This is a genomic window from Glycomyces sp. NPDC047010, from assembly GCF_040644205.1.
Lineage (GTDB): Bacteria > Actinomycetota > Actinomycetes > Mycobacteriales > Micromonosporaceae > Glycomyces.
Genome location: NZ_JBEYVY010000006.1, coordinates 377,634 through 394,154, shown reverse-complemented (window position 1 = coordinate 394,154; position 16,521 = coordinate 377,634). Strand labels below are relative to the sequence as shown.

The following is a 16,521-nucleotide window of genomic DNA, read 5'->3' as shown; positions in this document are numbered from 1 at the left end:
CTTGGGGAACCGACCGCCCCCGCGAAGGACCGACATGACCGAAACCGTTGCAGCGCAAGAAGATCGACTGATCCTTCCTGCCGAGTGGACGGCTCGGCTGCTGCCCCGGCGCGGGGACGGAACGGGCGAAGCGGTCGAGCCGGACCCCGAGGCGTCGAAGAAGTTCGCGGTGATCCGCAACGATCGCCGCGACGACCTCATTGCGGCCCTCGAACACCCCGACTGCGACCCGGCCGCGAGCCGCGCCGGACTCGCCCACCTGAACGGCGACCCGAGCCCGCTCGGCGCCGCCGCCGTCCTCAGCATCCTCCGCTTCGACGACCACTACCGCGGCGCGCTCTTCGAGTCCGGCGGCGAGCACGCCGCGAACAACCGGGAGCTGTACGCGGCCGTCGCCGCCGATCACGGCCTCCCGTTCGCCGTGGCCGCCGCCATGGAGGACCTCGCCCTCGACACGAGCTGGACCACCCCCGGCACCTGGTCCCCGAACTCCCTCCCCACGATCGCCGCCGGGTCCTTCTCCAGCCTCAAGTGGACCGTCGTCTGGTCCGACCCCCAAGGCGCCCTGCCGCTCCTGCGCGGCCTCCTCGCCGCCGCCGACGACGCCGAGTACGGCCGCGCCGTCGAGGCCGCCCGCGAGACTGGCGACACCGTCCTCAAGCTCGTTGCCGCCGCCGTCCTGCTCCCCGGCCAGACCGACTGGGTCGACGCCGCCTGCCTCGCCCGCAACACCCACCCCGGGTACGCCGGGACCGCCGCCGTCGAGAACGCGGTCCTCTGCTCCGCCTCCAGCGCCGGGCACCTGAAGTCGTTCCGCCTCAACGCCCTCCCGACCCACCAGGTGCGCCCGCACCTCCTCGCCGAGCTCGTGCGCAACACCGGCGCCGCGGCCCTCCCCGCGCTCGTCAAGACCCTCGACCAGCGCAGCCTCGACCTCGCCCAGCGGACCCTCCTGTTCGACGCGATCGCGCTGCTCCCCGGCGACGACGCCGCGCTCCTCATCGTCGAGCGCGTCGACCGGCCCGGCGCCCTCGCCGCCGTCAAAGCGGCCGCCGTCCGGTACCCGCGCCGCTTCGCGCGCGCCGTCGCCGCCCTCGCCGCGACCACCGCGCCCGCCGACCGATTCCGCCTCGCCGGGGCCCTCCGCCAGGAGGCCGTCCCCCTCGCCGAAGTCCTCCACGACCTCGCCGACACCGACCGCGCCGCCGTCGAAGCGCTCCTCGCCGAAGCCGCGCCCGCCGTCGCCGACACGCTCCCTCCCGCGCTCACCGCGCCCCCGTGGGCCGAGCGCAAGCGCCGCCGCGCCCCCGAGCCCCTCGATGGCCTCACCGCCCCTGGCACCGTCGAGATCGTCTGGGCCCCGGGCGAACGCGAAGCCGCCCTCGCCCTCGAACCGGCCTTCGGCGAATGGGACGAGGCCGAGTACTGGGCCGCCGAGACCGAACTCGGCCTCGGCTTCGCCGACCGCCTCCGCGGCCGCCTCGCCCGCGGCGGCGCCGCCGAGGCCCCCGCGATCCTCAAGAAGCTCAAGGACGCCCCCAAGTACGCGTACGCGCTCGTGCCCGTCCGCAGCGCCGAGGCCGCCGCGCTCGCCGCCGACTGGTTCGCGCGCCTCAAGTCCGCGCGCACCCACGCCGCCGACTGGCTCGACCGCCACGCCGAGCACGCCGTCCCCTTCCTCGTCCCCTGCGCCCTCGGCCCCGACAAGCGCCTGCGCGACGGCGGCGAAGCGGCCCTCCGCTACCTCGCCCGCCGCCTCGGCACCCCCGCCGTCCTCGCCGCCGCGCCCGCCGAGGCCCGCCCCCGCACCGCCGCGGTCCTCGCCACCGACGCCCGCATCCCCCTCGCGGGCACCGTCAGCCCCGGCGCGTGGGCCGACCCCGCCATGCTCCCCCCGGTCATGCTGCGCGACAGCTCCACCGCGCTCCCCGCCGAGGCCGTGCGCCACCTCATCGCCGCCCTCGCGCTGTGGACGCCGCGCCTGCCGTTCCCCGGCGTCGACGACTACGCCGAGCACTGCGACCCTGCGTCCCTGCAACGCTTCTCGCTCGCCCTGTTCGACCTGTGGCTCCGCGCCGACGCCCCCAGCAAGGACTCCTGGGCCGTCGACCAGCTCGGCGCCTTCGGCGACGACGCCACCGCGACCGCCCTCGGCCCGCTCGTCGCCGAATGGCCCGGCCGCAGCCAGCACGACCGCGCCCTCACCGGCCTCGACGTCCTCAACCACATCGGCACCGAAGCCGCCTTCACCGCCCTGCGCGACATCGAGCGGTCCTTCAAGTTCCGCAACACCGCCTCCGACCGCGCCCGCGAGCACGCCGAGCGCATCGCCGCCGCCCGCGACCTCACCTACGAGGGCCTCACCGACCGGCTCCTCTCCGACGCCGGGATCACCGACCCCGAGACCCTCACGTTCGACTACGGCCCCAGGCGCTTCCACCTCGCCTTCGACCGGCTCCTCACCCCGCACCTCACCGACGGCGACGGCAAGGCCCGCAAGGCCCTCCCCAAACCCGCCCAGCGCGACGACCCCGCCCTCGGCAAAGCCAGCCAGACCCGCTACCGGGCCCTCGTCAAGCGGGTCGAGGCCACCGCCGAGGAGCAGGCCGAACGCCTCCGCTCCGCGATGCTCACCGGCCGCGTCTTCACCCTCGACGACCTCCGCGTCCTCGACGCCCACCCCATCGCCGGGGTCTTCCCCCGCCGCCTCGTCTGGCACTCCGGCGGCACCGGCTTCCGCATCGCCGAGGACGGCGGCTTCGCCGACGTCCACGACCGCGTCTTCCACCCCGACCCCGCCGCGATCCGCCTCGCCCACCCCGCGCTCCTCGGCGACGACACCGCCGCGTGGATCTCCCTCATCGCCGACTACGAACTCCTGCAACCGTTCGACCAGCTCTCCCGCCCCGGCACCGGGTTCACTGAGGACGAGCTCGCCACCGGCCGCCTCACCCGCTTCGACGGGTACCAGGGCACCTTCGCCGACCTCGGCGCCCGCCTCGGCTGGACCCAGACCCGCGCCTCCTTCGCCACCTCCGACGCCTGGGTCTGGCGCCTCCAGCGCGCCGTCCCCGGCGGCTGGCTCCTCGGCGACGTCGACCCCGCGCCCGCCCGCCACGACCCCGACCCGGCCGTCGTCCACACCCTGACCGACGTCCGCCTCCAGACCAACCGCAACCGCCGCCCCGACGCCGCCCGCCCCCTTCCGGGCAGCGCCGTCGACCCGGTGGCCGCCGCGGAACTCCTGGCCCGCCTCAGCGGCCACACCGACCCGACCGACTAAAGCCCTACCGCCAAGAAAGGCGCACATGACCGCCAAGACCGCCGAACCGCGCCTCCAGAGGCCCCCCGCCGAGCAGCGCTACGCCGATGAGCTCGCCAAGCTCGCCGCCGAGGACGACGCCCCCCGCCCGCCCGGCTGGGCCCTCAGCCTCCAGGCCGCCCGCACGTTCATCTGCGGCGACGAGGCCCGAGGCATCGCCAAGAAGTTCGTCGGCGACCCCTCGCTCATCGACCGCGGCCTCGTCACCCTCGCCACCAGCCGCGGCCTCATGCTCGTCGGCGAACCCGGCACCGCGAAGTCGCTCCTCTCCGAGCTCATCGCCGCCGCCGTCTCCGGCGACTCCACCCTCACCATCCAGGGCGGCGCCTCCACCACCGAGGACCAGATCGCCTACTCCTGGAACTACTCCCTCCTCGTCTCCGAAGGCCCCACTCAGCGCGCCCTCGTCCCCGCGCCCCTCCTGCGCGGCATGTCCGAAGGCCGCGTCGTGCGCTTCGAGGAGATCACCCGCTGCCCCCTCGAAGTGCAGGACTCGCTCCTGTCCCCGCTCTCCGACCGCGTGCTCGCCATCCCCGAGCTCGAAGGCGACTCCATGGTCTTCGCCCGCGAGGGCTTCAACATCATCGCCACCGCCAACACCCGCGACCGCGGCGTCAACGAGATGAGCGCGGCCCTCAAGCGCCGCTTCAACTTCGAGACCGTCTTCCCCATCGCCGACTTCAAGACCGAGCTCGACCTCGTCGAGCACGAGGCCGCCAACGCGCTGGCCCGCTCCGGCGTCCCGCAGGCCCCCTCCCGCGACGTCCTCGAAGTGCTCGTGCGGGTCTTCCGCGACCTGCGCGTGGGCGACGCCAACGGCGGGCGCCCCCAGGCCGTCATGTCCACCGCCGAGGCCGTCTCGGTGGCCCACGCCGTGGGCATCAAGGCGTGGTACCTGCGCGGCGGCAACGCCGAGGCCGGCGACATCGTCGACTGCATGGCCGGCGCCGCCGCCAAGGACTCCACCGAGGACCTCGCGCGCCTGCGCCGGTACCTGGAGCAGAAGGCCCCCAAGCGCAAGGGCCCGCACTGGCAGTCGCTCTACCAGGCCCGGAACCTGCTGCCGGGATGACAGACCGCCTCCACGTCCAGGGCGTGCGGCACCACTCGCCCGCCTGCGCCCGCCTCGTCGCCCAGCGGATCGAGGAGCTGCGGCCCGCGGCCGTGCTCATCGAGGGCCCGGCCGACTTCAACGGGCGCCTCGACGAGCTCGCGCTCGAACACGAACTGCCCGTGGCGATCTACTCGTACGCGAGCACCGAGAACTCGGTGCGCCGCTCGTGGACCCCGCTGTGCGACTACTCGCCCGAGTGGACCGCGCTCACCGAGGGCCGCCGCACCGGCGCGGAGGTCCGCTTCATCGACCTCCCCGCCTGGCACGACGCGTTCGACGGCGTCGAGAACCGCTACTCCGACGCCGAGCGCCGCTACACCGAGGCCACCGACCGGCTCTGCGCCGCGTTCAGCGCCGACAACCAGGACGCACTGTGGGACCACCTGGTCGAGAACGCCGAGCCCGAGGGGCTCGCCGAGCGCCTCGACCGCTACTTCGACCTGGTCCGCGGCGAAGCCGACGCGAACGGCACCGACACGGTCCGCGAAGCCCATATGGCCCAGTGGATCCGGGCCGCCCTCGCCGAGACCGACGGACCGGTCCTGGTGGTCTGCGGCGGCTTCCACGCGCCCGCGCTGCGCCGCCTCGCCGCCGAGGGCGACACCGCGGCCCCCGAGGTGCCGCGCCCGCCCGAGGGCACCGAGGTCGGCGGGTTCCTCGTCCCGTACTCGTTCCGGCGCCTCGACGCGTTCGCGGGCTACCAGTCCGGGATGCCCTCGCCCGAGTTCTACCAGCGCCTGTGGGAGGACGGCCCCGCCGTCGCGGCGGGCGCCCTCATGGAGCGCATCACGACCCGCCTGCGCGGCAAGGGCCTCCACGTCTCCACTTCGGACCTCATCGGGGCGCGGGCGCTCACCGACGGGCTCGCGCGGCTGCGCGGGCACCGCGTGCCGGGCCGCACCGACCTCCTCGACGGCCTCGCGAGCGCGCTCATCAGCGACGACCTCGAAACCCCGCTGCCGTGGACGCGGCGCGGGACCCTCACTGCCGGAACGCATCCGGTGGTCGTGGAGATGACCGCGGCCCTCACCGGCGAGCGCGTGGGCCGCCTCCACCCCGACACGCCCGCGCCGCCGCTCGTCGCGGACGCGCAGGCCGAGATGGAGCGGCTCGGGCTCGACAAGGACGGGTCGCTGCGCCTGGACCTCGCGCGCCCCGCCGACCTCGAACGCAGCCGGGTCCTGCACTGCCTGCGGCTGCTCAGCGTCCCGGGAGTCCGCCGCGACGACGGCCCCTCCGCGGGCGCCGACGTCACCGCCGAGGAGCACTGGACGCTCCGCCCCGGCGAGGAGCGGTTGCCCGCGCTCATCGAGGCGGGCGCGCTCGGCGCGACCCTGGGCGACGCGGCCCAGACCGTCCTGGAGCACCGCCTCGACCGCGACGGCGCCCTGGACGCCTTGGCCTCCATCCTCTTCGACGCCGCCCTGTGCGGCCGCGCGCACCTGACCGACCGGCTCGGCGCCGCGGTGGAGGCGGCCGTGGCCGACTCCAGCGACGTGGCCGCCGTGGGACAGGCGCTCGCCGTGGCGCTCGCGCTGTGGCGCCACGACCACCTGTTCGGCACGGCCGGGAGCGACCTGTACGGCTCGGTCGTCTCGTCCTGCTGCGACCGCATCCTGTGGCTCGTGGAGGGGCTCCACGCCCCGCCCGGTCCCGCTGAGCCGGGGCGCCTGCGTGCGCTCGTGGCGCTGCGCGACGCGGTGCGCCACGCGCCGGGGCTCGCCCCGGCGGCGGGCACCGTCACCGGTGCGGCCGACCGGATCGCGCTCGACCCGCAGGCCCCGCCGGACCTGCGCGGCGCGGCCCTGGGCCTCGCCTGGGCCCTCGGGGCGCCCGCCGACGCCGCCGCGGCGGCCGAAGGCGCGGCCTCGCCGGACCGCCTGGGGGACTGGCTCGCAGGGCTGTTCTCGCTCGCCCGTGAGGAGGTGGTGGCGGAGGACGAGGGTGTCATCGCCGCCGTGGACGAGCTCGTGGGGGACCTGAACGAGGCCGAGTTCCTCGAAGCGCTCCCGGCGCTGCGCGGCGCGTTCGCGATGTTCCCGCCGCGCGAGCGCGGCCTCATCGCCGAGCGGGTCGTGTCCCTCCAGGGCGGCGGCGACGCCGCGTCCCTGACCGCGCGCCTGGAGGTCGACCCGATGACCGTGGCGGGCTCGCTCGCGCTCGAAGCGCGCGTGGAGGCCGTCCTCGCTCGCGAGAACCTCGACTTCCGAACGGAGACTTCATGAGCGCGGACCTCGAACGCTGGCGGCTCATCCTCGGCCCGGCCGCCGAGCGCTGCACGGGCGGCCTGAGCCAGGAGAACGCGGGCCGCGACGCCGCCCTCGACTGGCTGTACGGCCGGGACGAGGACCTCGGCAAGCGCGACGTGCGCCGCGGCGGCGCCCGCGGCGCGGACCGCCACGGCGGTGACGAGCCCTCGATCGTGACCACTGTGGACTGGCTGGACAACATCCACCGGCTGTTCCCCAAGGAGACGATCGAGCGGCTCGAACGGGACGCGATCGAGCGCTACCAGATCAACGACGTGCTCACCGACCCCGACGTGCTCGCCCGGATCGAGCCGAACCCGGCGCTCCTCAAGGCCGTGCTCCAGACCAAGCACCTGATGAACCCCGCGGTGCTCCAGGCCGCGCGGCGCATCGTGGAGGAGGTCGTGCGACAGCTCGTGGAGAAGCTCTCGGTGCAGGTGCGCACGGTCTTCACCGGCAGCCGCAGCCGCAAGCCGAGCTTCCACCGCCGCGCCCGCGACTTCGACCTCAAGCGCACCCTCAAGGCCAACCTGAAGCACTACAGCCCCGAGGACCGCCAGGTCTCCATCGAGCGGCCGCACTTCCACTCGCGCACCTCCAAGCGCCTGGAGCAGTGGCAGCTGGTGCTCCTGGTCGACCAGTCCGGCTCGATGACCAGCTCGGTCATCCACTCGGCGGTGACGGCCGCGTGCCTGTACGCCCTGCCGGGCCTGAAGACCCACCTCGTCGCGTTCGACACCTCCGTGGTGGACATGACCTCCGAAGTGGACGACCCGGTGGAGCTGCTCATGAAGGTCCAGCTCGGCGGCGGCACCGACATCGCGAAGGCCGTGGACTACGCGGCCGGGCTCATCGAGAACCCGCGCCGCTCGATCGTCGCGCTCATCACCGACTTCTACGAGGGCGGCAGCGAGGCGCGGCTGGTCCACACCACGAAGCAGCTGTGCGAGCAGGGCACCCAGTTCCTCGGCCTCGCCGCCCTCGACGAGGACGCGAACCCGTCCTACGACCGGAACCTCGCCAAGCGCATGTCCGACGTCGGCGCCCACATCGGCGCCATGACCCCCTCCCACCTGGTCGAATTCGTAGCGGAAAGGCTCGGCACGTGAGAGACGACCTCCTTGCCCTCACCCCGGACGCGCTGGCCGCCTTGGCGAACCGCGGCCTCGTCAAGCGCGCCGCGAAGGACCTCGACGCCGGGACCGTCCCGGAGCTGGCGCTCGCGGACGGCGCGCTCACCGCGGTCTTCCCCGACGGCGCCACCGCCGTCCTCCCCGCGGAAGGCGGCCTCGAAGCGGCCACCTGCACCTGCGGCGCCCCCGGCAAGTGCCGCCACCGCGTCGGCGCGGTCCTCGCCTACCAGCGCGAGCAGGAGGCCGCGCCCGCCGCCGCCGAGACTCCCGCGGACGCCGGTCCGGTGAAGACCCCCGCGGTCATCACCGACGACCAGCTGCGCGCCGCGCTCGGCCCGCACGCGTTCAAGGCCGCCGAGGCCACCCGCAAGGCCGGGTACACCGCCCGCCTCACCTGGCCCGGCCCCGACCTGCACGCGACCGCGGAGCTCCCCGCGGCGACCGTCAAGTTCCTCGTCCCCGGCGACGTCGGCTACGCCCACTCCGACGCCACGGGCCCGGCCCGCGACGCCGCGATCGTCCTCGCCGTCTGGGCCTTCCGGGAGGCCGAAGCCGACGCGGCCACCGTCAGCGTCGGCGGCTCGGACCCCTCCGAGACCCTCGCCGAATCGGTCCACCTGGTCCACCAGGTGCTCCTGGACGGCGCCGCCGGGGCCGACGCGGTCCTGCGCGCGGCCCTCCAGCGCGAGTCGAAGGCCCTGACCCGCCGCCGCGCCCACTGGCCCGCGGGCGCCGTCAACGACCTCATCGACCAGTTGCAGCGCTACGAGGACCGCTCCGCCGCGTACGACCCGCACCGCCTCGCCGTGCTCCTCGCCGAGATCCCCGCCCGTGCCAGGGCGGCCGCCCACCCGACGGGAACCCCTGCCGCGCACGTCCTCGGCTCGGAAGAAGCGGACGCGACCCCGCTGACCCTGGTGCGCCTCACCGGGCTCGGCGCCCGCGTCGGTACCGAAGGGGACCGCCGCACCCTGGAGCTGTACCTCGCGCAGCCCGAGACCGGCATGGTCCTGTCGATCCGCCGCGACTGGCCGATCCCCGAGAACGAGCAGGTCACCGGCGCCGACGTGGCCGCGCGCCGCCTCGCCGGGTGCCGCATCGGCTCCCTCGCCGCCGGGAACACCGTCACCGAGGCCGCCACCCGCACCGCCGCCCGCGCCCTCAAGCTCGGCACCGGCCGCCTCGCCAAGACTCAGGTCCTCCCGCTCGGCCTGGCCTGGAACGACCTCCCGGCCTCCTTGCGCGCCACCGACCTCGACGCGCTCGCCGCCGAGCTGGGGGAGCGCCCGCCCGCGCTGGTGCGCCCGCGCGTGGCCGCCGAGTCCCTGCGCGTGCTCGCCGTCGAGTCCACCGAACTCCTCGGCTACGACCCGGCCTCGCAGCGCCTCCACGCGCTCGTCACCGGACCGGACGGCGGCACCGCGCGCGTCCTCGTCTCGCACACCTCGGCCGCGCCCGGCGCGCTCGAAGCCGCCGAGCAGGCCCTGAACGCGGGCCCGCTCGCGGTCGCCGGGCACGTCCACCGCCACCGCGGGGAGCTCATCGTCGAGCCGACCGCGATCCTCACCGCCGACGGCCCGGTCGTCCCCGACCTGGCCCCCGGCGACGACTCCGCGGAGCTCGAAGCCGCGGGGGAGTCCGCGGTCTCCGAACCGGTCTCGGCCGCGATCGAGGACGCGATCGCGGTCTGCGCCGACCTCGCCCACCAGGGCCTGCGCCGCTCCCGCGAGCCCTCCCGCGTCCGCGTCGAGGCCGCCGCCTCGGCCCTGAACCGGGTCGGGCTCCAAAGGGCCGCAACGGATTTCGTGCACCTGTCCAAAGCATTGGGGAATGAGGACGAGGCCGCGAAGAGCGCCGCCTGGACCGCCGCCGCCGTCCGGATGCTGGTCACCGCTGAGCTACACTAGCCGTCTCTTGGGAAGATCCCCAGCCACAACACCAGCCACTCGAACACCACCGGGACCAACCGTCCCCTCCGCAGAGTCGGCGATCCACCACGAAGCAAAGCAATGAGGCTTTCCGTGCCATCACACACTGTGATCGACCTGCAAGACCCGATCTTCCTCGCCCACCGCGGCGGCAAGCTCCGCACTTCGACCACCGTCCCCCTCGACAGCCGCGAGGACCTCTCCGTCGCCTACACGCCCGGCGTGGCCCGCGTGTGCGAGGCCATCGCCGCCGACGAGTCCCTGGCGCGCACGCACACCTGGCGCTCCAACGTCGTCGCCGTGGTCACCGACGGCACCGCCGTCCTCGGCCTCGGCGACATCGGACCCGCCGCCTCCCTCCCCGTCATGGAGGGCAAGGCCGCGCTGTTCCGCCAGTTCGCCGACGTCGACGCCGTCCCGATCTGCCTGGACACCAAGGACCCCGACGAGATCGTCGCGGCCGTCGCCGCCATCGCGCCGTCCTTCGGCGGCATCAACCTGGAGGACATCGCCGCACCGCGCTGCTTCGACATCGAGGACCGCCTCAAGGCCCTCCTCGACATCCCGGTGTTCCACGACGACCAGCACGGCACCGCCGTCGTCGTCCTCGCCGCGCTCACCAACGCACTGCGCCTCCAGGACCGCCGCGCCGCCGACCTCACGGTCACCGTCGTCGGCGCCGGGGCCGCGGGCGTCGCCATCACCAAGATCCTCACCGAGGCCGGCGTCGGCGACGTCATCGTCTGCGACTCCACCGGCATCATCCACGAAGGACGCGGCCGCCTCAACTCCGTCAAGGCCCGCCTCGCCACCGTCACCAACCGCGAAGGCCGCCGCGGCGACGTCACCGAGGCCCTCCGCGGCGCCGACGTCCTCGTCGGCGTCTCCGGCGGCTCGATCCCCGAGTCCGCGCTCGAAGGCATGGCGCCCAACGCGATCGTGTTCGCCCTCGCGAACCCGACCCCGGAGGTCGCACCTGAGGTCGCGCACCGGCACGCCGCGATCGTCGCCACCGGCCGCAGCGACTACCCGAACCAGATCAACAACGTCCTCGCGTTCCCGGGGATCTTCCGCGGCGCCCTCGACGCCGGCGCCACCGAGATCACCGAGGCGATGAAACTCGCCGCGGCCCAGGCCATCGCCGACATCGCCGCCGACGACCTCGCCGCCGACCGCATCGTCCCCTCCCCGCTCGACCCGCGGGTGGCCCCCGCGGTCGCCGCCGCCGTCAAGGCCGCGGCCTGAACCACCGGAACGAACGGCCCGGCGGCCTCCGCCGGGCCGTTCCCCCGTTCGGACGCAAGGGAACACAGAGTGGCTGCCAGCTGTCATACTGCGAGGACGTGCCCCAGACACCGCACTGAACCCTCCCTGAAAGGAGACGAGCAGTGGCGGAGCCCAAACCCCCGAACCTGCGCACCCGCGTCTCCACCGGCCTCCTCGCCGTCGTCGCGATCCCCCTGGTGCTGCCCGCCGCCGAACCCCTCTTCCAGGGCAACCTCACCCTCCGCATCATCATCGCCGTCGCCCTCGTCGTCCCCGGCGCCGTCATCGGCCTCCGCGGCCTCCTGCGCCGCCGCACCGCCCCCCGCGGCTACGGCGACCGCGGCGACCTCCACGGCCCCCTCGCCCTCCTCGCCGACGCCGTCGAAGAGGAGTGGTCCGCCGAGGCCGCCCGCCTCGGCCTCGCCCCCGGCGCCGACACCCTCATCGACGTCCGCTGGCGCACCGCCGCCGACCGCGGCGGCCCCTGGGGCGACCAGACCGGCGCCCTCTCCGAACTCGTCGAGCTCTACGACCAGACCGACCACCACACCCTCGTCGTCCTCGGCGACCCCGAGTCAGGCAAGACCGCCTCCATGGTCAACCTGACCCTCGCGCTCCTCGCCGCCCGCCCCGCCGACCCCGGCGCCCCCGTCCCCGTCCTCTTCCCCCTCGCCGACTGGGACCCCGACAAGAGCCTCGAAGACTGGCTCGTGCGCCGCCTCGCCGACCAGCACCCCTGGCTCGGCGCCGACGAGCACGGCCGCGACCTGCCCCGCCGCCTCGTCCACAACAAGCTCATCCTCCCTGTCCTCGACGCCCTCGACGAGGCCCCCGCCAAGGCCCCGCGCACCGCCCAGCACAGCCGCGCCGCCCTCATCGAAGCCGTCAAGGACGCCCGCCACATCCCCGGCGCCGTCGTCTCCTCCCGCCGCGCCGAGTACTGGGAGGCCGAACGCCACGCCCCCCGCTTCGACGCCGTCGTCATCGAACTCCAGCGCCTCGACACCGCCCAGATCCGCGACTACCTCGACGCCGCCCTCCGCCCCGCCGAACGCCCCCGCTGGGAACCCGTCCTCACCGCCGTCGAGACCGGCGGCCCCCTCGCCGACGCCCTCGCCACCCCCCTCGTGCTCGCCCTCGCGCCCAAGGTCTACACCGGCGCCGACGACGAGACCGACCCCGCCCGCCTCACCGCCCCCGCCGACCCCGAGGCCATCAAAGCCGAAGTCCTCCGCAAGTTCGCCCCCACCCGCTTCGCCCAGGCCCCCAGCCAGGAAGAGCGCCGACGCGGCCGCGTCGCCCGCGACGACGCCATGCGCTGGCTCGCCTTCCTCGCCCGCGGCACCGCCCGCGGCGACGACCGCGAACCCGTCCGCTGGTGGCGCCTCTCCCTCCTCGCCCGCCGCGCCACCCGCATCGCCGCGTGCGCCGTCGGCGCGGGCCTCAGCTTCGCGTCCGTGTTCACCGGCGCCGCCATCGGCTTCGCCCGCACCGGCATCGGCGCCCCCGCCACGTTCACGCTCGCGGTCCTCCTCGGCCTCGTCGCCGGGATCGCCCTCGGCACCGCCTGCTACCGCAACCAGCCGCCCGCCCCCGCCGAGACCCAGGTGCAAGTGGACGGACAGCACCTCATGGCCGCCTTGAAGAGCGGCGTCCCCATCTTCATCTTCGCCACCGTCGCCGGGATCGCCATGGTCGGCGTGACCCGCGGCCCCATCGTCGGCTTCGCGTTCGCCGTCCCCATCGCCGCCATGTACGCGATGGTCGCCCCCGACGCCGAGCCCACCGCCACCAACCCCCGGCTCCTCCTCCGCCGCGACCTGCGCGTCGGCTACGTCTTCGGCGCCGCCTACGGCCTCCCCGCGTTCCTCGTCGGCCTCCTCGTCTCCGGCGACTGGCGCCTCGGCGCCGCCTTCGGCGTCACCGCCGCCCTCGCGGGCGCGACCCTCTACGGCCTCCAGTGGTTCTTCGCCCTCCAGGGCGGCAAGGCCGGAGCCGCCGCGTTCGTCCACCTCGGACTCGCGGTGCTCGCGCTAGCGCCGCGCGGTCACCTGCCGTGGCACGTCATGCGGTTCCTCGAAGAGGCCCACCAGCGCGGCGTGCTGCGCCGCCAGGCCGGGGGCGCGTACGTGTTCCGGCACGAGAGCGTGGCCGCGGCGATCGAGGCGTGGACGCCCGCGTCAGTTCTGCCACGCCCCCGAGGCGAACGAGAAGGAGCGCAGGCGCTTCCGGAGGTCGAGTGACCCGGGGTCGACCCCGAGCTCCCGCAGGTACACCGCGGAGTCCTGGGTGCCGTCCGGGAACCCGCCCGCGTCCCCGGGGAACGGCAGGACCCGGCACGGCACGGGCCGCTCCGGGGCCTCGATGAGCATGCGCCGCTTGGCCTCCGCGCGTTCGCGCCAGAGGGCGAGCCACCCGCCCGCGGGCCGCTCGCGCAGCTCCTCGGCGCCGAGCCCGAGGTGCTCGGCCCACAGCCGCCGCCGCAGCGCCGCGATCTGCGCGCCCGTGGTCGCGCCCCCGGTGCCGTCGAAGTCGGCGATCGAGAGGTTCACCTCCGTGGCCCGCGCGTCGCAGTCCTCCCCGGCTCCGAACGCGCCGATGAGCCTGCCGCCCAGCCGCATCGGCCACGGCGCCCGCGCCTGGTGCTCGGACGCGAGCTGCGAGAGCCCGTCCAGGTTCGCCGACCCGACGGTGGCCCACGCGTCGTCCGCGACGGCCACTTTGGAGTGGATGTGGGTGCGGATCACCGAGCGGCCCTGGTGGCTCCACGCGGTGAACACCCCGAGCCGGTCCGTGGCGTCCCCCGCCTTGCGGAACAGCCGGTGGAGCGCGTCGCGCTGCCACTGCGGGTACCCGGGGATGTCGGGCCGGGAGTTGAGCAGCGCGATCACCTGCAACCGCTTGTTGCCGCGCAGCGCCGCCGCGACGGCGTCGGCGACCTCCACCGACGTCAGGTACTGGTTCTCCAGGTACACGAAGTCCCCGGCCTGCTCCAGGGCCCGCCGGTACGACTCGAAGATCCCGGTCTCGCCCTCCGGGAGGCCCCGGTACCGCGCCCCGTGGAGCGTCCGCGTCACCTGGACCTGAAGCGTCCCGGCGGGTTCGGGCGGCTCGGCCGCGGGGAGGTCGGCGGGTCCGGCGTGCCCCCAGTGGAGGCCGAACGCCGCGTCGAGGTCGGCGACCGCCGGGCCGCGCACGACCGCGCTCACGTCGTGCGTGGGCGCCAGGACCGAACTGCGCCAGCGCAGGTGCCCGCGCCGCGGGTCGTCCACGAGGTGCCCGGTGCCGTCGAAGTACTCCTGCGCGAAGATCGAGCCGATCGAGAACGCCGTGCGTCCGTCGATGACGAAGAGCTTCGCGTGGACCGGCACGGCCTGCGGGGTCCGCAGCCGCCTGATCCGCACCTCGGCGCCGCACCGCCTGAAGTACCGCTCGACCTGCCGCGAGGTGTTCGCGGGGGACCACACCGGGAGCACGTGGTTGAGCAGGACGCTCACCTCGGCGCCGTTCGCGGCGGCCTGCGCGAGCCGCTCCTCCAGCCTGACGCTCCCGGGCGCGCCGCGCCGGCCCTCGACCGGCTCGCCGAAGGCCATGCGCACGTGCGGGAGGTCGAGCATGAACAGCAGGCACCGCACCGATTCGCGCGCGGAACCGACGGCCTCGGCCAGGCGCCCCCACGCGTCCTCGTTGTCCACCAGGAACTCCACGGCGTTCCCGCCGGTCGGCCGGGGCCCCTGGGCGGCGGCGGGGTTCACTCGGCGGGCGCCTTCGGGGCCCACAGTCCCCTTGCGCGCCAGGCGATGAGCGAGGCGATCGTCCCGGCGGCGATCCCGGCGGCGAGGTCGGCGACGTAGTGCTGGTGCATGAACAGCGTCGACAGCACGATGAGCGCGCACCACGCCGTGCAGAGCGCGCCCGCCTTGCCGCCGTAGCGGAGCCAGTGGATCGCGAACACCGTGGAGAACCCGGTGTGGAGGCTCGGGAAGGCGTTGTACGGCTCGTCGTTGCCGTACACGAACCGCACCAGGTCCGGCAGGAACCCCTCCCCGACGTCGGTCGGCCGCTCCACATAGGTCTGCACCGTCAGGTAGCACGCGTACGCGATGAGCAGCAGGACGATCCCCGCAAGCAGCGTGCTCAGCGCCAGGTCCGCGTCCTTGAGGGCGAACACGACGGCCGTGAGGATCGCGAGCAGGAACGCCGACAGGTACGGGATCGCGAACGCGGGCACGAACGGGATGTGCTCGTCCAGCGGCGTGCGCGGGATCCAGTCCGCGGGGCCGTGGTTCAGGGCCCCGTAGCACGAGTAGAGCCCGCCGAGGACGAGGGCGAACCCGAGCGCGAACAGCACCTCGCGCCGGGCCCGGAGGGGGTGTGCGGTCATCGTGTCAGCTTGGCACATCGGCGCTTCGGATGCGGCGCAGCCGGTTCCGGCCCACTGCGCCCCCTCACGCCGAGAGGAGCTCCGCGAGCGCGGTGATCACCTCGCGGCCCTCGACCTGCGAGGCCCACTCGCGGGGGAGCGCGGCGTGGCCGTACGCGGCGCCGTAGAGGTTCCCGAGGATCGCGCCGGTCGAGTCGGAGTCGCCGCCGTGGCTGACGGACGCGACGAGGCCGTCCCGCACGTCGTCGGTCCCGAGCAGGCAGTACACGGCGATCGCGAGCGCCTCCTCGGCCACCCAGCCCTCGCCGAGGGGCGCGCAGGTGTTCGGTCCGGGCGGGACGTTCCCGGCGAGCGCGTACGCCGCCTGGAGCGCGTCGGCGGTCTCGGACCGGTCGAGGGTGCGGCGCAGGTGGAGCATGGTCTCGGAGACGGCGCGCTGCGGCGGCTCGCCGTCCACGAGGTGCGCGGTGATCATCGCGAACGCGCCCGCGGAGGACCCGGCGGTCGGGTGCCCGTGGGTGAGCGCGGAGCACTGCTCGGCGAGCGAGTACGCCTCGGCGGGGGAGAAGCGCAGTCCGAAGGGGGCGGAGCGCATGACGGTGCCGCAGCCCTTGGAGTTCGGGTTGACGCCGGGGCGGGCGCCGTGGGCGAGCCCGGAGATGCACGCGTTGCCGGGGGCGCGGCGCGCGTACAGCCACGGCTGCGCCGCCAGGCCCTCGGACGCCAAGGGCGGCATGGGCTCCCGCTGGGTCTCCAGCCACCGCAGGTACGCCTCGCGCACGGACTCGACCTCGTCGCCGGGCGCGGCGAGGAGCAGCCCCTCGACGGTGAACAGCGTCATCTGGGTGTCGTCGGAGACGCGGTTGTACCGCATCTCGGTGACCCCGGCGGGGCCGAACTCCGCTTCGATGAACCTCCAGGCGTCGAACTCGACCTGGTATCCGAGGGCGTCGCCGACCGCGCCGCCGACGAGGCAGCCGAGGACGCGGTCGTGCCGCGTGAGCGCTTCAGTCACGCCGGGATTCTATGGCGTCCTTGCCGGTCCGGCCTCCACCAGACGGGCCGTGTCGGGCGGAGCTTGACCGGGTGACCGCTAACATGCACAATACATTGACATGTTTCGAC

At 74.6% G+C, this 16,521-nt stretch carries 10 protein-coding genes; 7 read left to right on the top strand and 3 right to left on the bottom strand.

Annotated features, from left to right (window positions below; all coding sequences use genetic code 11):
* The first annotated feature begins 34 nt into the window (after window positions 1-34).
* The 7 genes from AB0A65_RS15135 to AB0A65_RS15105 all read left to right on the top strand — a co-directional run bounded on the left by AB0A65_RS15135 (window position 35) and on the right by AB0A65_RS15105 (window position 13,255).
* On the top strand, window positions 35-3,283 hold the full coding sequence (locus AB0A65_RS15135; RefSeq protein WP_359951554.1) for a DUF4132 domain-containing protein: 3,249 nt from the start codon (window positions 35-37) through the stop codon (window positions 3,281-3,283).
* Between the two features lie 25 nt (window positions 3,284-3,308).
* Window positions 3,309-4,394: an AAA family ATPase gene (locus AB0A65_RS15130; protein WP_359951552.1), complete on the top strand. Its 1,086-nt coding sequence runs from the start codon at window positions 3,309-3,311 to the stop codon at window positions 4,392-4,394.
* The gene (locus tag AB0A65_RS15125; RefSeq protein ID WP_359951550.1) at window positions 4,391-6,661 is read left to right on the top strand and encodes a DUF5682 family protein; all 2,271 of its coding nucleotides are present in this window, start codon (window positions 4,391-4,393) and stop codon (window positions 6,659-6,661) included. The genes AB0A65_RS15130 and AB0A65_RS15125 overlap by 4 nt, the downstream gene beginning before the upstream one ends.
* Complete coding sequence (locus tag AB0A65_RS15120; protein WP_359951548.1) at window positions 6,658-7,794, top strand: VWA domain-containing protein; 1,137 nt, start codon at window positions 6,658-6,660, stop codon at window positions 7,792-7,794. The genes AB0A65_RS15125 and AB0A65_RS15120 overlap by 4 nt, the downstream gene beginning before the upstream one ends.
* A complete protein-coding gene (locus tag AB0A65_RS15115) occupies window positions 7,791-9,725 on the top strand; it encodes a hypothetical protein (protein ID WP_359951546.1) in 1,935 nt (644 codons plus the stop codon). The genes AB0A65_RS15120 and AB0A65_RS15115 overlap by 4 nt, the downstream gene beginning before the upstream one ends.
* A 132-nt stretch (window positions 9,726-9,857) precedes the next feature.
* Window positions 9,858-10,991: an NADP-dependent malic enzyme gene (locus AB0A65_RS15110; RefSeq protein ID WP_359951612.1), complete on the top strand. Its 1,134-nt coding sequence runs from the start codon at window positions 9,858-9,860 to the stop codon at window positions 10,989-10,991.
* Window positions 10,992-11,134: 143 nt separating this feature from the next.
* A complete protein-coding gene (locus tag AB0A65_RS15105; RefSeq protein WP_359951544.1) occupies window positions 11,135-13,255 on the top strand; it encodes a hypothetical protein in 2,121 nt (706 codons plus the stop codon).
* Here AB0A65_RS15105 and AB0A65_RS15100 read toward each other — a convergent pair.
* From AB0A65_RS15100 to AB0A65_RS15090, 3 genes are all read right to left on the bottom strand, one after another.
* The gene (locus AB0A65_RS15100) at window positions 13,193-14,767 is read right to left on the bottom strand and encodes a phospholipase D-like domain-containing protein (protein ID WP_359951542.1); all 1,575 of its coding nucleotides are present in this window, start codon (window positions 14,765-14,767) and stop codon (window positions 13,193-13,195) included. The genes AB0A65_RS15105 and AB0A65_RS15100 overlap by 63 nt on opposite strands.
* On the bottom strand, window positions 14,764-15,396 hold the full coding sequence (locus AB0A65_RS15095; protein ID WP_359951540.1) for a phosphatase PAP2 family protein: 633 nt from the start codon (window positions 15,394-15,396) through the stop codon (window positions 14,764-14,766). Before AB0A65_RS15095 ends, AB0A65_RS15100 begins: the two co-directional genes overlap by 4 nt.
* A 64-nt stretch (window positions 15,397-15,460) precedes the next feature.
* Complete coding sequence (locus tag AB0A65_RS15090) at window positions 15,461-16,411, bottom strand: ADP-ribosylglycohydrolase family protein (protein ID WP_359951538.1); 951 nt, start codon at window positions 16,409-16,411, stop codon at window positions 15,461-15,463.
* Window positions 16,412-16,521: the final 110 nt, after the last annotated feature.

Coding starts and splice junctions, on each gene's coding strand:
- AB0A65_RS15095 (WP_359951540.1), bottom strand. CDS start 15,396: ATGACCGCACACCCCCTCCGGGCCCGGCGCGAGGTGCTGTTCGCGCTC.
- AB0A65_RS15125 (WP_359951550.1), top strand. CDS start 4,391: ATGACAGACCGCCTCCACGTCCAGGGCGTGCGGCACCACTCGCCCGCC.
- AB0A65_RS15130 (WP_359951552.1), top strand. CDS start 3,309: ATGACCGCCAAGACCGCCGAACCGCGCCTCCAGAGGCCCCCCGCCGAG.
- AB0A65_RS15135 (WP_359951554.1), top strand. CDS start 35: ATGACCGAAACCGTTGCAGCGCAAGAAGATCGACTGATCCTTCCTGCC.
- AB0A65_RS15120 (WP_359951548.1), top strand. CDS start 6,658: ATGAGCGCGGACCTCGAACGCTGGCGGCTCATCCTCGGCCCGGCCGCC.